Raw genomic sequence first — 16067 nt, forward strand, 5'->3', positions numbered from 1 at the left:
TAAATCTGAATTTTATGGTATCATGAATGGTCAAAAAATACTATAGAATATATAACGTATAAAAAGTTTACATTTTTATCTTTAAACACTCATAACAACACAAAAAAACAATAATATTAATAAAGCTATTTTTATGATTATACATATAAATATAGAAAAGTAATAGTATATATTACTTATGTACATAATCATACTATATGTATTCGACTTAAATCTGTGATTTTCCTTCTTGTTATAAAAAAATAAACTGGAATATATTTTTTATATTTATAATTATATAAAATATACTCCAGTTTTAAAATTTAATATTTTTATGTTATTTCGTAAGGCTCTAAATTATAAATGCGATAAATTCGTTCTATAAATGCATGTTAAGTTATAACTAAAATATATATACCTAGCAATAAGCTAATTAGAAGTTATAGCTCATGGTGTAATTTAGGGGTTGTTAAGAATGTTACATCCGGATTACGCTCTTGAACCCAACCCATTTGCCATTCATTGGAAATAAGAACAACGGTGCGATCCCGATTATCTTTTACAATCATCGCATTATCAACACCTTTTAATGATGCAATATCAACTTCGCCATCAATCCAACGGGCTACTCCATATGGCAATGTATGATTTAATAAATCAACGCCATATTCATTTTTGAGGCGGTACTCAAGAACTTCAAATTGAAGCATACCTACGGCACCGACTACGAAGGAATCAAAGGCACCTGGTTGTTCAAAGATTTGAACAGCCCCTTCTTGAGCCAATTGAGTCATACCCTTTTGGAATTGCTTACGTTTCATAGTATCTTTCGGGGATACACGGGCAAAGAATTCCGGCGGGAATACAGGGAAGTCACCGAAAGTTACTTTGTGTTTTTGTGCACAAAGTGTATCGCCTACTCCCATAGTACCTGCATCAAAAACACCAATAATATCGCCTGGATACGCATCTTCCACAATGGTACGTTCCGTAGCTAAGAATTGTTGCGGCTGAGATAGACGGATTGTTTTATTAGATTGACGATGTAATACGGACATACCTTTTTCGAATTTACCAGAGCAAATACGCATAAATACGATGCGGTCATGGTGATTTGGGTCCATATTAGCCTGGATTTTAAATACTAGAGCAGAGAAGTCTTCACTAGTAGGCTGTACCATTTCCTCTACCGCTTGTCGTGGAGCAGGGGATGGAGCTAGTTCTAAGAATTTTTCTAAGAATGGTTTTACCCCGAAGTTCGTCATAGCAGAACCGAAAAACATAGGTGTTAATTCACCAGCACGAACCTTATTAAAATCGAATGGATCGCCAGCAACGTCGAGCAACTCAATATCGTCAAGCAATGCTTGGTATACATCGTCACCTAATAGCTCTTTCATGCGCGGATCCGTTAAAGCACCTTTTTCGGATGCAAGTTTTTCTTGGCCATGAGTTTCGTCTTTTGCAAAGAGCTCGATAGTTTCGTGTTCTCTGTCGTAGACGCCTTTGTATTCGCCATTAATACCGATAGGCCAGTTCATAGGACATGTACGAATGCCCAGAACATTTTCGATTTCTTCCATTAGATCGAATGGGCTACGACCGAAATGGTCAATTTTGTTTACAAATGTAAAGATAGGAATACCGCGCTCTTTTGATACGGCAAATAGTTTCTTTGTTTGGGCCTCTACGCCTTTTGCTACGTCGATAAGCATGACAGCACTGTCAGCAGCCATCAATGTACGGTATGTATCTTCAGAGAAGTCTTGGTGACCAGGAGTATCAAGGATGTTTACGCGACAACCATCGTAGTCAAATTGCAACACGGAACTTGTTACAGAGATACCACGTTGTTTCTCGATTTCCATCCAGTCGGATACGGCGTGTTTTGCAGTTTTACGAGACTTTACGGAGCCTGCTAAGTGAATAGCACCACCATATAATAGTAATTTTTCCGTTAATGTTGTTTTACCCGCATCCGGGTGAGATATGATAGCAAACGTACGGCGACGTTGTACTTCTTCTAAAAATGTCATGATTCACCTCTATTAATGTGTTGTGAAAGCAGATAAATCTTTAGGTTTTACTTTCACAGTCTATATATCGTAAAAATTATACATGATTTTTCTAGTTATGACCACTAAATTGTAGTATAATGAGATTTCATAGAACGGCTTGGGGTTAGCCGTTATCTTCAGGTTAAGGAGGGGATCCATGCGGTTATTTATTGCAGAAAAGCCATCCATGGCTCGCGAAATCAGTAAATGCTTACCAGAAAATAAGAATATCCAAAAACGGAATGGTTATTTTATCCAAGGGGATGATGTGGTGACTTGGGTAGTAGGTCATGTATTGCATCAGGCTGAGCCAGGAGATTACGATGATAAATATATCCGTTGGCGCCCTCAAGATCTTCCTATCGTGCCTGATGAGTGGAAATTGCTTGTCACAGATAGCAGCCGTCAACAGTTTGAAATTGTAAAAGACCTTATTAGTAAAGCAGATGTCATTGTCAATGCAGGTGACCCGGATCGAGAAGGTCAACTTTTAGTTGACGAAGTTTTGTACTATGTAGGTAATACAAAACCAGTGCAGCGTATTCTATTAAATGCCCTCGATGAAAAATCTATTCGTTCTGCTCTTGATGATTTGAGAGATAACAAGGACTTTCACAATCTATATCAATCTGCATTGGCAAGAGCGCGAGCAGACTGGCTCATTGGGATGAATTTATCTCGGGCCTATACATTATCTGAACGTTATAAAGGTCATAAGGTAACATTGCCAATTGGTCGTGTAAAGACGCCAACGTTAGCTCTTGTTGTACGTAGAGAACGAGAGTTAGCTGCATTTAAACCAGTAGACTATTTTACTGTAAAGGTATTATATAACCATCCTAATGGGGTGTTTTGGGCGACTTGGCAGCCTACAGACGAACAAAAGGGGCTTGACCCAGATGGACGACTCATTAATAAAGCTATTGCTGATGAATTAGTAGAATGTTTACAAGCTGGACCAGACGGTTTTATTAAAGGTGTTACAAAGTCTAAGAAAAAAGATGTACAACGATTGCCTTTATCCTTATCATCCTTACAAGTATTGGCAGGTAAAGCCTTTTCTTATGATCCACAGACTGTACTTGATACAGCGCAAAAATTATACGAAAAGAAATTAACTACCTATCCACGTTCTGATTGTGAATATTTACCACCCAATCAATATGATGATCGCAATGCAATCCTCAACAATCTACAAAATGCAGGTGATGAGAGATTAGCACAGTGGGCTGCCGATGCAGATCGTTCTATTAAGAGCCGTGCTTGGAATGAAAAGAAAATTACCGCCCATCATGCTATTATTCCTACAACGGTGGCCTGCAATATAAATAGTTTGTCCCAAGAGGAGCGAAATATTTATTTCCTCATCAGTCAAGCTTATATTGCGCAATTTTATGGGGAGCATATTTACGAGCAAACTAAAATTGTAGTAGAACAATGTAAGGAAGAGTTTGTAGCTAATGGTCGTGTAGTTATCGAAGAAGGATGGAAATTGCTTTATAAACGACATAAGTCTAAATCTACGACAGACAATGACGAGCCTGATCTAACCGATGAGCGTGGGGCTGAATCAGACCCTAAAAAAGAGGTTATTGAAGAAACGGACCACTTGCCAGCGGTTAAAAAGAACGATACTGTTTTATATACGGATTCTTCTGTAGAGGCTAAACAAACAAAGCCACCATCCCGTTTTACGCCGTCCACATTACTACAAGCGATGAAGGAAATTCATAAATTCGTAAAAAATGAAGACTTGAAAAAGCAATTAAAGGCTGTATCTGGTATTGGTACAGAAGCAACTCGGGCAAACATAATTGATGAGCTTATCAGTCGAGGCTTTATGAAAACGTCAGGGAAGAAGCAAGTCTTATCTCCAACGGAAACGGGCTATCTCTTAGTAGATGCTCTGCCAGAAGAGCTGCTTTATCCTGATGAAACAGCTGTTTGGGAAGAACGCTTAGCACTCATGAGTGAAGGAGCGGATACGTTAGATTCCTTCTTAGCGGATCAAATTAAGTTTTTACAATTATTAATTGATAAACTTGATTTTGATAAAGTAATAAACTTTGATCAAATGATGCCAAATGTGGTTCGAACTATAACGAGCCAAAATCGTAAACGCCCTATGGATAATGAAAGCATAGACTTGTCTTCATTGCCTGTATGTCCTAAGTGTAAAAAGGGCCGTTTGCAACAGCGGAATGGTAAATTTGGTGCCTTTTTAGGGTGCACGAATTATCCTAGGTGTAAACATACGCAGCAAGTAGAAGAGGATACTTCTAGTGTTGAAGGTAATATTGAAGTATCTGATGAAGATAAACAATATAAATGCCCTAGATGTAAAGTAGGTTACTTTGTGAAACAAGAGGTGAGAGGTCGAACAAACTGGATTTGTAGTAATCGATCTCAATGTAAGACCCAATGTTCTGATGTAGATGGGGTACCGAGTATTTATGTTAACAAATCTAACATTACTTAGAAATGATTGTTTTTATTGTAAATAATAAAAAGACGCGTACAGCTTAGCTGTACGCGTCTTTTTTGAAAATGTTCTTGTAGAAGAAAAATTGTTTCATTTAGTTTAGGATATTAAGCCGAATTTTATCTGCGTTTGCCACGACGCCCCGTTTGGGAGGTAGAAGCACGGCGTTGGCGTGTATTGGAGCCTTTGTGGCCTCGTGCTTTGTGAGCTTTCGCCTTAGTGGATTGGTAAGTGCTTGTAACCTTAGGTTTACTAGCTGATTTTGTGCGTTTTGGCGCAGTACTGGCGTTGCCCTTAGTCTTAATCTGACCATCTTTTGTATATTTGGTAAGCGTAGCTTGAATAGCTCGTTCAATACGTCTTAACCAAGCCTCATCCTGTGGAGTTGCAAATGTTACAGCAATACCTGAGTTACCAGCACGACCTGTACGTCCAATTCGATGGATATAGTAATCTACATCGCGAGGTACGTCGTAATTATATACATGTGTGATACCTTCAATGTCGATACCGCGAGCCGCAATATCGGTAGCTACTAAGATTTGTGTTTTCGCTTTTGCAAAGTCTCGTAGAATTTGTGTGCGACGACCTTGTGTCAAGTCACCGTGCATTTCTGCAATATTAAGCCCTGCTGCGGTTAACTCGTAGGATAAACGAATGGCACCTTCCCGTTTATTACAGAATACAATTGCTAAGAATGGATTGTCATCTTCAATCATTTTGATGAGACGTTGTGTTTTTTCTTCAGGATTCATCATATACACTCGTTGATCAATTGATTCGAGCGTGATATGTTTGCCTTCTGCTGTTACAGAAATAGGTTTAGACATGTATGCCTTTGCGAGATTTCGGATTTTATCTGGAATTGTTGCAGAGAATAGCAACAGTTGCCTATTAGCGTCTGTTTGGCTAATGAGATTTTCAATATCTGGTAAGAAACCCATATGCAACATTTGGTCTGCTTCGTCTAGTACAACACGGCGAATACAATCTAAATGTAGGGAACCGCGTTTTGCGTGATCTAATAATCGACCAGGTGTACCTAGAATAACTTGAGGACGACGTCCCAGTTGCTGTAGTTGGGCTTCAATAGTTTTACCACCGATGAGAGGGAGGATATCTACATTTAAAATAGAACCTAGTTCCTTCGCTTCGTCGGAAATTTGTTTAATTAGTTCCCGTGTAGGTGCAATGATAAGCACTTGTTCTTGATGAACATCAGTATGTACACGTTGTAAAATTGGCAGTAAGAAGGCTAGTGTCTTCCCCGTGCCTGTTTGAGCTTTTGCTATGACATCATTCCCTTTAAAGACGACAGGAATGGATTGTTCTTGAATTGGCGTGGGCTCCTTGATACCTTGTTTTTGTAGGGCTATGATGAGCTCATCACAAACACCTAAAGATTTAAAAGATTTCATGGATTGTCCTTTCTATAATATATATTATATTAATTATACAGTATGCACATACTAGGGGCAAATGAATTGAACTTGGAAGATTTATAGTCTTAATATATTCTAGACTCAAAAAAATATTATAGTACTTTCGAATATATTTTTTTGATAATATATAGAAAAATATTGATATAATTAAGTGAAATGAGAAATGAAAACATTAAAATAACTACATTTAAACTATTTATAAACTGTTAATTGAGAATGTGTTAGCATTTGTAAATGATAATCTTTGTAGTGTTTATTGATTACTGTATCTAAATATATAGCCATGAAATATTAAATTTCAGCTAGTATTCAGTATTTTATTAGATAATCATATAAATAATCTCATATTAAATATGATAATAAAATATAGATATGAGATAAAAATAAACCATAAAAATGATAATAATTGTTGAAATTAATGCTTGATTTGATATAATAATTTAAGATATTAATACGCATTATTATTTGGTGTGTTTAATATGAGGTTGTTAGGTACAATAATTAGGAGGTGTCGTATGGCTATCAAAAAGTTAAAAGACATGAAACCAGGTGAGTCTGGTCTTATTGTTGCACTACATGGCAGTGGTAATGTTAAGCATCGTCTAATTGACATGGGTCTTGTAAATGGTACAAAAATCCATGTTATGAAGTTTGCCCCTTTGGGGGATCCGGTGGAAATCAAAGTAAAAAACTTTGAATTAGCACTTCGTACAAGCGAAGCTGGCATGATTGATGTAGAGGTTCAATAGGAGGTTCACATGGCAGAAAATGGGCAAATTCGCATTGCCTTAGCAGGTAACCCTAACTGTGGTAAAACTACAATGTTTAACAATATCACAGGGGCGAAGCAACACGTTGGTAACTATGCCGGCGTTACAGTAGAAAAAAAGGAAGGCCATACGAACTTTGATGGCCATGAGTTATTGTTTATTGACTTACCAGGTACATATAGCTTAACTGCACGTTCCTTGGATGAGTTAGTAGCGCGTAATGTTATCGTAAATGATAACCCAGATGTTATTGTTAATGTTCTTGATGCATCTAACTTGGAACGTAACTTATATTTAGCTGCACAATTATTGGAACTTGAAAAGCCAATGGTTATTGCTCTAAACATGGCTGACGTTGCTGAAGAAATGGGCATCAAATACGACCTAAAAAAAATGGCAGAAATGACAGGGGCTACAATTGTTAGCACAGTAGGTCGTACAAACATTGGTACAAAAGACTTGTTAGAAGCAATAATTAGTGTAGCTGCTTCTCAAAAAGCTCCTGGTGTAACAATTAACTATGGTGATTTGTTAGAAGGTAAAATTAGTGAGCTTGTAGAATTGCTAAAACAAGCGGGCACTGTTACATATCCACTTCGTTGGATTGCTGTTAAGTTGTTAGAAAAAGATGCTGACGTTATTGGCAAAGTTATGCGCTTTGATAATACGGAAGCTGTTATTCAAAAGGCTGAAGCTATTCGTGAAGAAATTAAGGATCAAGTTGATCTTGATATTGTCTTCCAAGAATATCGTCACCGCTTTGCAGTAGAAGTATATAATACATGTTTAACACAAGCGCCAACTCAATTGGAAACACGCTCTGACCGTTATGACAAAATCTTAACGCATCGAATTTGGGGCTTACCAATCTTCATGGTTGTTATGTACTTATTGTTTGCGTTCGTTAACTTCGTTGGTGGTATTCCTCAAGGTTGGATCGAGGATGGTTTCGCTGCATTACAAGCTTATGCGGTTCAGACTATTCCAGAGGGCCAATTACAGTCACTCGTATCTGATGGTATTATTGCCGGCGTAGGTGCGGTACTTTCATTCTTACCATTAATTTTATTACTCTTCCTTGGCATTTCTTTCTTGGAAGATACAGGTTATATGGCTCGTGCAGCCTTCGTTATTGACCGTGTAATGCGCGCATGTGGCTTACATGGTAAATCCTTTATTCCTTTATTATTGGGTTTCGGTTGTTCCGTACCATCCGTAATGGGTGCCCGTATCCTCGACAACTACAAGGATCGAATGGTTACGATTTTGATTACACCATTCATGAGTTGTTCTGCACGTTTGCCAGTGTATATCTTATTTGCAAATGCGTTCTTCCCAAATGGTTGGGATAGTACTTTAGTTGTATTCTCTGTATACTTCTTGGGTATCATCTTCGGTATTATCTTTGCAAAAATTTTCCGTAAGTTCTTATTTGCTGGTGAAGCAGAACCATTTGTAATGGAATTACCTCCATATCATTTGCCTACATTGAAAGCTACATGGATGCACATGTATGAACGTGCTAAATTGTACATCATTAAAGCCGGTACTTTCATTATGGCTGCTTCCATCTTGATTTGGTTCATCACTGCATATCCAATGGATGTAGAATACTCCAAAGATTATGATGCAGTGAAAGAACAAGTTGCTCAAGAGTATGAAGTAAAAGATGCAGCTACATTATCTCAATTCGGTATTGCTACAGATGACCAAAAAGATGCAGTTGATAAAATTGTTGAAGATATGAAATCTACTGTACAAGATGCTACTGATGCTGCTAAGCAAGCAGGAGAAGATGAACCTGAAGTAGCAGTAGAGGATGATTCTGAAGCACCTGAATTATTCAATGATATTAAAGATGAAAATAAAGACTTGTTCCCAGCAGCATGGGCAATGTATAAAAACAGTGCTAACTTAGATGCTGAAAATGACAAACTTGATAAAGAACAAGCTGCTGAAAAAATTGAACAATCCTATGCAGCATCCTTTGGTAAAGCAATCAACCCAGTACTTGAACCATTGGGCTTCGACTGGAAAATGGGCTTATCTCTCGTAGCTGGTTTAGCGGCTAAAGAGGTAGTAATTTCTACATTGGGTACAGTATATGCAGTAGGTGGTGATGATAAAAATCCAGCTCCATTGACTGATTACTTACAAAATGATCCAAACTTCTCACCATTGATTGCATTAACAATGATGTTGTTCGTATTAATTTACCCACCTTGTTTGGCAACATTAGCTGTTATCAAACGTGAAACAGGTTCTTGGAAATGGGTTGCATTCATGTTCTGCTATGAAAATACATTTGCATGGATTGCATGTTTCATCTTCTATAACATTGGTCGCGCATTAGGTTTCTAATCTAGAGTCGCTAAATAGGAGAGTTTAGCCACCTTTAGATTCTTTAAACAAAAATGAATTTAAAAATTGCGATTTTGTTATAAGTAATTTAAAAATAATACTTGATAATTATCAATATTCGTGGTTAAATGATAATGAGAAAAGGGAAATATCCTTTAGATATTGCTTTTATCTTGTTTATCACTAATACACATATTATAATTTAGTAGATATTGAGAAAGAGGCATAATAATGGATAATCTTGTTATAGGACTCATAGTTGTATTAGCATTAGCTTATATCGGTAATAAATTTTACAAACAAATGTCTGGTAAAGGTGGCTGTGGCTGTGGTGGCGGTAGCTCCAAGTCTGGCTCTAAAAAATCTTCTGGTTGCGGTGGTAACTGCAGCTGTGATGGTTCCAATAAAGCACTAGGCATTAAACGTACTGCTAAGTAAGCTAATACGAATTCTGAATTTGAATGAGGGGTCTCTATAATGGCTCCTCTTTTCAAATATAGTAATTAAATTTTTTATCATATTTAGTAGAAAGGAATATTATCATGTTCAACATCGATCAAAAAAATCTTAAAAACGCTAACTTATTCGCAGCAGGTCTTGCATTGGGTACTGTAGGTCTTAAAGTTTTAACTTCCAAAGACGCTAAAAAAGTATATGCTGGTATCGTAGCAGCTGGCCTTCGCGCTAAAGAAACTGTATTAGAAACAGCTGAAAAAGTACAAGCATCCGCATCTGATGTATTGGCAGAAGCTCAAGAAATCAACGAAGCACGCAACGAAGAAATCTTTGAAGAAAACAAATAATTAGAGGATTGCACATATGTTACAATTTTCTGTAGTAAAAAAACTCAGAAATCGCTTGCATGTTAAGGTAACTGGTCATCACTTTACAGAGGCTGAAGCAGCTTATGTAGAGGATACATTATTCCTTAATGATGCAATTGTAGATGTAACCTTCTACACTCGTAGCAGTCAAATCGCCATTAAACATACTGGCGATATTGATGCTGTGCGTGATGCAGTGCTAGGTCTACGCGATTTAGATTTGTCTGAAGCTCCTGCTTTGAACGAATATTCTCCTCGCTTGGTAAATAAAAAATACCGTGAAATGATGATCAACCGTACTGCACTTTACTTAGGTAAAAAAGCAGTGCTTCCTGCACCGATTGCGGCTGCATGGGCTTGGTTTGACGGTATTAAATTTATTGGTAAGGCTATTAAAACATTGTGGCAACGTAAGTTAACTGTCGAAGTACTTGATGGTGTAGCTATTGGTGCTGCTTTACTTCAAAAAGACTACCCAACAGCTAGTGCTGTTATGTACCTATTGGGTATTGGGGATATTTTGGAAGAATGGACTCACCGTAAATCCGTATTGAATCTTGCTCAAAGCATGTCCTTGAACGTAGATAAAGTATGGGTATTAGTTGACGATATCGAAGTGAGCAAGCCCGTTAACGAAGTTGTAGCAGGCGATCAAATTATCATTCGTCAAGGCGAAGTGATTCCATTGGATGGCGTCGTTATCGATGGTGTTGTTCTTGTTAATGAAAGCTCCATGACTGGTGAACCAGAAGCGGTTCGTCGCGATCAAGACAGTTCTGTATATGCAGGTACTGTTGTTGAAGACGGTAAAGCTATTGTAGAAGTACGTAGCACATCCAAAACATCTCGTTACGAAAAAATCGTTAACCTCATTGAAGAGTCTGAACAAATGAAATCCGGTATGGAACAACAAGCATACCGCATGGCTGATAAATTAGTTCCAATAAGCTTTATTGGTGCTGGTTTAACATACTTGTTGACTCGTAATGTGATGAAAGCATTGTCTTTCGTAATGGTTGACTTCTCTTGTGCTCTTAAATTATCCATTCCATTAGCAGTACTTTCCGCTATGCAAGAAGCATCTAAACGCGGTATCACTGTTAAAGGTGGTAAGTTCCTAGAACAAATTGCACAAGCAGATATGATTGTGTTCGATAAAACAGGCACTCTTACTAAAGCTGAACCTGAGTTTGAACAAATTATTCCATTTAACGGTCATGATGCAGATGAAATGTTGAAATTAGCTGCATGTATTGAGGAGCATTTCCCTCATTCCATGGCAAAAGCAATTGTACGTGCTGCTAAGGATCATGCATTACCTCATAAGGAAATGCACTCTGACGTAGAATACGTTGTGGCTCATGGTATTGCATCTAAGGTTGGTCGCTATCGTGTACGCATTGGTAGTGCTCATTATATCTTTGATGATGAAAAAACAAAGATTCCTGCTGATGAACAAGAAAAATTCAATAATTTACCAAATACATCTTCACATATTTACCTCGCTATTGGTGGTACATTAGCAGCGGTTATTTGCATTAAAGACCCTGTACGTGAAGAGGCAAAACAAGTTATAGCTGATTTGCATGCATTAGGCATTAAAAAGGTTGTCATGATGACTGGTGACTCTAAGCGTAATGCACAACGCGTAGCTGATGAACTTGGTATTGATGAAGTGCATGCAGAAGTATTGCCAGAAGATAAGGCAAGTTATGTAAAACAAGCCAAAGCTGAAGGCTATACTGTTATGATGGTAGGGGACGGTATCAATGACTCCCCAGCAATTTCTGAGGCTCATGTTGGTATCGCTATGAATGAAGGCGCTCCAATTGCTCAAAAGATTGCGAATGTTACTATTTCTTCCGATAATCTACAAGCTCTTGTAGATTTGCGCCGCATTTCTATTGCATTGATGAAACGTATCAAAGCAAATTACAATGGTATCGTTGGTTTCAATGGTGCTCTTGTTGGTGGCGGTGTACTTGGCTTTATGCCACCAAGTCAAACTGCTTGGTTGCATAATCTATTCACATTGGGGATCGGGCTTGAAAGCATGACACCATTGTTGAAAAAAGAAGAACCAAAGGAAACTGTTCCTACAATTGATGTAACAGCTGATTCTGTAGTAGCTTAATCAAAGGAACCTCCATATAGGTATTGATTTACCTATATGGAGGTTTTTCTTTTTTGATGACATTTATCTATGATTATTGTAAAATACAAGGAGATTACATATCGTAGGAGATTTATATGAACATTTTGATAGATATTTGCAGACGCTCCTTCTATTTGAATCTATTTATTGTGGTAATTCCCATTATTGCATATATGATTCATAATGGATCGAGTGCGACAGTAGCACTAGTATGGTATTTGTTGTTATCCTTGTGTATGCCTTGGGCCTATTTATCATTTAAAAGCAGTACCTTTGGTGAGGGTAAATCTATAAGTCGTATCGCTTATGTAGTGAGCTGGGTTGTCGTTCACGGTATCAGCTATAAAGGAATTTTCTTAGGTATTGATTTATCCATGTTGTGGGGATGGCCAACAGTAGGTCGTGATATAGCCTTTTTATTAGCTATGTATTTTAGTGTCACATTTAGCTTGATTATAGCTTATGGCTTAACTCGATTGGTGGGAGACCGTAATGAATAAAAGTTTTTGGTTATTTACGTTAATTTGTTCACTTTTTGTAAGTGCTATTACGACAGTACTTTCATTAAGTGGGGCACTATCAATACCCATTTTAGTGTTCCCCGTTTTGTCGCTAGTCATACCAATTATGGTGCGACGACTAAAGAATGCCAAGTTTAACGATGATTTACCGCTAAGCATGGGCTATCATGCTTATAGTTGGGCTTGGTGGACGGTATTTTCGTTTCTTCATACACCATTTAGCTTTAATGTAGATAATGGATTAGCAAAAGTACTACTTTTATTTGTAGTATATTTTATCGTTCAAGTTCTTATTGAGCTATGTGGTTTGTTAGCCACAAAGTATTTCAATCGTACTCATCGATGGGGAATGATTGATGAAGCGTTAGATATAATTGCCTATACTATACCGATTCCGTTCTTGTATATTGCTTCAATCTTATATATAGATTTACAAGATCCGATGGTATATTTTATGTATGCATCATCCATGAATGTAAATATATTATTTGCTGAACTTGTATTATTATTAGTTTCTTTATTGGTCTTTGTATTCTATTTGTATCCAAGAGATTTAGCATATAAGGGTGTACGTTTGTTGCGTATCATTATTACTGCAGGCATATGGCTTGCTATGAACGCCCATATCTTGTATGGTGGTTATATTCCAGAATTTATTTTATCTTTAGTTCCCACCGTTTTTCCAACGTACCAAGGTAATCCACTAGTGTTTGTAACTCCAACTTTATTAGAAGCTGGTATGACCGGTGGCGCAGTGATTATAGGTGCATTGGTAGAGCGTGGTATTATTTCACGACGCCGTGAACGTATTTAATTTCTAGTTTCGACTTATATCCGTAAGGAATGAGAGCGAAGGAGGATCTATGAACAACATTGAACGTCCATTGGATGATAACTCAACTGTATCAATCCACGACAATGAAAAACTGAAGCAAGTTGAACGTAAAGAGGCCAAAAAAGAGAAGAAAAGTGGCATTACGATTCGAGAATTGACAATTATTGGTCTACTAGCAGGTATCACTATTGCATTAGGGCTTTCTGGTTATGGTATTATTCCATTAGGACCGCTAAATGTAACAACTTTACATGTACCAACTCTAATTGGTGCTATTGTAGAAGGACCAAAAGTGGGGGCCTTTGTTGGCTTTATCTTTGGTTGCTATAGTTTGTGGCAAAATATTACAGCTCCTAATATTTTATCCCCACTATTTATTAATCCAATCATTTCCGTATTACCGCGTATACTTTTCCCAGTATTAGCATATTTGGTATATCTATTATTGTGGAAAGCACCGCAAGGTCCGCGTATTATTGTTTCTGCTTTTATGGGGACTGTATTTCATACGATCATGGTTATGGGATTAATCTTCTTACTCTATGCAGATATGTTTGCTCTTAAAATGAATCTTAGTCCAGATCAAGTATTAGGCTCTATTGTATTCTTGTCTGTTACACATGGTATTCCAGAAGCAGTTTTTGCTGCTGTAATTGTAACACCAGTGGCAATGGCTTTACGAAAAGTATTGCGTAAGGATGCTCCTAAGAAAACTAAAGGTGAAGCTATGCGAGACGCAAAAGTTACAGACCATCAATTAGGAGAAACTGAAGTGGTAGAAACCAAATAAGCTGAAGTTGTAGACGAAAATATAACGAAATAGTATTTTACAGGCTTTTTATAAATATGATAAAATAAATATCATTCGATAAGTATTGAGGAGGATAATCATGGCTAAACGTATTCGTACTATCAACACTGAATCCTTACAAAAAACTGCTAAAACTGGCGGTTGTGGGGAATGTCAAACATCTTGCCAATCCGCTTGTAAAACAAGCTGCACAGTTGGTAACCAAGTTTGCAAACAAAAATAATGAAGAGGCTCGCTTAGCGGGCCTTTTTTATTTATGTTTTAAAGACATACATTGTATGGTATATCTTTATGACTCTTTTTATAACGTTTAGTGTGGAAATGTGGTACAATTATCTAGAAAGTTCTATATACTAGAGCTTTTACCATACAAATCAATTGGAGGTACCATGTTAGAATTAAAACCAATGATCCATAAGTTTCGGATGAAGGATAACTATTACTGCTTAGACGTAAATAGCGGTATTATCCATGTTATCGACGAACTCATCGATAGAGTTCTTGACATATATGATGGCACTAATCGCGATGCTGTACATGCTGCGTTAGATGCTAAAGAAGATGCAGTAGAACTAGATGAGATTATGGACGAGTTAGATGAGCTCATCAAAGCGGAGCAATTATTTGCACCGATGAGTAAAGAGTTTAAACTTGTAGTAGGTGAGAAACCTATTGTTAAGGCATTATGCTTAAATATTGCTCATGATTGTAACTTAGCATGCAAATATTGCTTTGCTAGTCAAGGTGATTACGGCGGTGTTAAACGAGAATTGATGAGCTTTGATGTAGCAAAACGAGCTGTGGACTTTCTTATTAAAATGAGTGGACCTCGCCAACATTGTGAAATTGACTTTTTCGGTGGTGAGCCATTGTTGAACTGGGATGTTGTTAAGCAAACGGTTGAATACATTGAATCCATTCAAGAAAAGCACAACAAAATCTTCAAACTTACATTGACCACGAATGGTATGCTTTTAACACAAGATAAAATTGATTATGTGAATGAGCATAAGATGAGTCTTGTATTATCTTTGGATGGTCGTGAATCCGTTCATAATGCGATGCGACCTGTAGCGGGTAGTGGTGCTGAATCCTATAAATATATTGCAAAGAATCTTGTCAATGCTGTAAAACAGCGTCACGGTCTTGAATACTATGTACGTGGTACGTATACACATAAAAACTTAGACTTTACTAAAGACGTTATGGCAATGTCTGATCTCGGCTTTGAGCATTTGTCCATGGAGCCTGTTGTCGGTGAAGAAGGGGACTATGTACTTCGTGAAGAAGATTGGCCAGCTTTAGAGAAAGAATATGAAAAACTAGCAGATATTTATTTACAACGCCAGTTAGAAGGCTGGGGTGAGAAGTTTAACTTCTTCCACTTCCGCATGGATTTATATCGTGGGCCATGTATGGCGAAACGCCTTCGAGGTTGTGGGGCAGGTCATGAATATATGGCGATTGTACCAAATGGTGATATTTATCCATGCCATCAATTTGTAGGCAAAGATGGATACGTGCTTGGTAATGTGTATGATGGTTTACAAAATACAGAGATTCCTAAAGATTTCCGTAATACACATGTATTCTCTAAGCCAATTTGTGCTGAATGTTGGGCGAAATTCTTCTGTTCCGGTGGCTGTCATGCGAACAACATTACATTGGGTGGCGATCTAGAGACACCTTATGAATTTGGTTGTCGTTTACAGAAGAAACGTATTGAATGTGCTATCATGATTCAAGCTGAATTAGAACAAGCTGGTATTGATGGCAGTATTCCTGTTGCATTAGGTTAATTACACTTGATTCTCCGAGTATAGTAGGAGT

13 protein-coding genes are annotated in these 16067 nt (G+C 37.5%); 11 read left to right on the forward strand and 2 right to left on the reverse strand.

The window, feature by feature from the left end; translation table 11 throughout:
- Positions 1-419: 419 nt before the first annotated feature.
- Positions 420-2015, reverse strand: a complete 1596-nt coding sequence (locus DW000_RS00155; RefSeq protein WP_012864142.1) for a peptide chain release factor 3 — start codon at positions 2013-2015, stop codon at positions 420-422.
- 178 nt (positions 2016-2193) lie between these two features.
- Between DW000_RS00155 and DW000_RS00160 the strand changes: the two genes are divergently transcribed.
- Positions 2194-4515 (forward strand): DNA topoisomerase 3, encoded by a 2322-nt coding sequence (locus tag DW000_RS00160; protein WP_008713605.1) that lies wholly within the window; start codon positions 2194-2196, stop codon positions 4513-4515.
- A gap of 122 nt (positions 4516-4637) precedes the next feature.
- Here DW000_RS00160 and DW000_RS00165 read toward each other — a convergent pair whose 3' ends face one another.
- A complete protein-coding gene (locus tag DW000_RS00165) occupies positions 4638-5936 on the reverse strand; it encodes a DEAD/DEAH box helicase (RefSeq protein WP_024061223.1) in 1299 nt (432 codons plus the stop codon).
- Positions 5937-6475: 539 nt separating this feature from the next.
- Here DW000_RS00165 and DW000_RS00170 point away from each other — a divergent pair.
- The 10 genes from DW000_RS00170 to scfB all read left to right on the forward strand — a co-directional run bounded on the left by DW000_RS00170 (position 6476) and on the right by scfB (position 16036).
- A complete protein-coding gene (locus tag DW000_RS00170) occupies positions 6476-6709 on the forward strand; it encodes a FeoA family protein (RefSeq protein WP_004697076.1) in 234 nt (77 codons plus the stop codon).
- A 9-nt stretch (positions 6710-6718) separates the two neighbouring features.
- Entirely contained in the window at positions 6719-9091 is a 2373-nt protein-coding gene (feoB, locus tag DW000_RS00175) for a ferrous iron transport protein B (RefSeq protein WP_005387093.1), read from the forward strand.
- 231 nt (positions 9092-9322) lie between these two features.
- Complete coding sequence (locus DW000_RS00180; RefSeq protein WP_004697259.1) at positions 9323-9529, forward strand: FeoB-associated Cys-rich membrane protein; 207 nt, start codon at positions 9323-9325, stop codon at positions 9527-9529.
- A 104-nt stretch (positions 9530-9633) separates the two neighbouring features.
- A complete protein-coding gene (locus DW000_RS00185; protein WP_004697111.1) occupies positions 9634-9894 on the forward strand; it encodes a DUF6110 family protein in 261 nt (86 codons plus the stop codon).
- A 16-nt stretch (positions 9895-9910) separates the two neighbouring features.
- Positions 9911-12049, forward strand: coding sequence for a heavy metal translocating P-type ATPase (locus DW000_RS00190; protein ID WP_024061222.1), 2139 nt, complete (start codon positions 9911-9913; stop codon positions 12047-12049).
- A 116-nt stretch (positions 12050-12165) separates the two neighbouring features.
- Complete coding sequence (locus DW000_RS00195) at positions 12166-12570, forward strand: hypothetical protein (protein ID WP_008600576.1); 405 nt, start codon at positions 12166-12168, stop codon at positions 12568-12570.
- Positions 12563-13405: a hypothetical protein gene (locus tag DW000_RS00200; RefSeq protein ID WP_101928143.1), complete on the forward strand. Its 843-nt coding sequence runs from the start codon at positions 12563-12565 to the stop codon at positions 13403-13405. Before DW000_RS00195 ends, DW000_RS00200 begins: the two co-directional genes overlap by 8 nt.
- Positions 13406-13454: 49 nt before the next feature.
- Positions 13455-14216, forward strand: coding sequence for an ECF transporter S component (locus DW000_RS00205; RefSeq protein ID WP_012864151.1), 762 nt, complete (start codon positions 13455-13457; stop codon positions 14214-14216).
- Between the two features lie 100 nt (positions 14217-14316).
- Positions 14317-14460, forward strand: a complete 144-nt coding sequence (gene scfA, locus DW000_RS00210; RefSeq protein WP_004693318.1) for a six-cysteine ranthipeptide SCIFF — start codon at positions 14317-14319, stop codon at positions 14458-14460.
- A gap of 166 nt (positions 14461-14626) precedes the next feature.
- Entirely contained in the window at positions 14627-16036 is a 1410-nt protein-coding gene (gene scfB / locus DW000_RS00215) for a thioether cross-link-forming SCIFF peptide maturase (RefSeq protein ID WP_004697254.1), read from the forward strand.
- Positions 16037-16067: the final 31 nt, after the last annotated feature.

This window comes from Veillonella sp. AF36-20BH (assembly GCF_003602765.1).
GTDB classification, from domain to species: domain Bacteria; phylum Bacillota; class Negativicutes; order Veillonellales; family Veillonellaceae; genus Veillonella; species Veillonella hominis.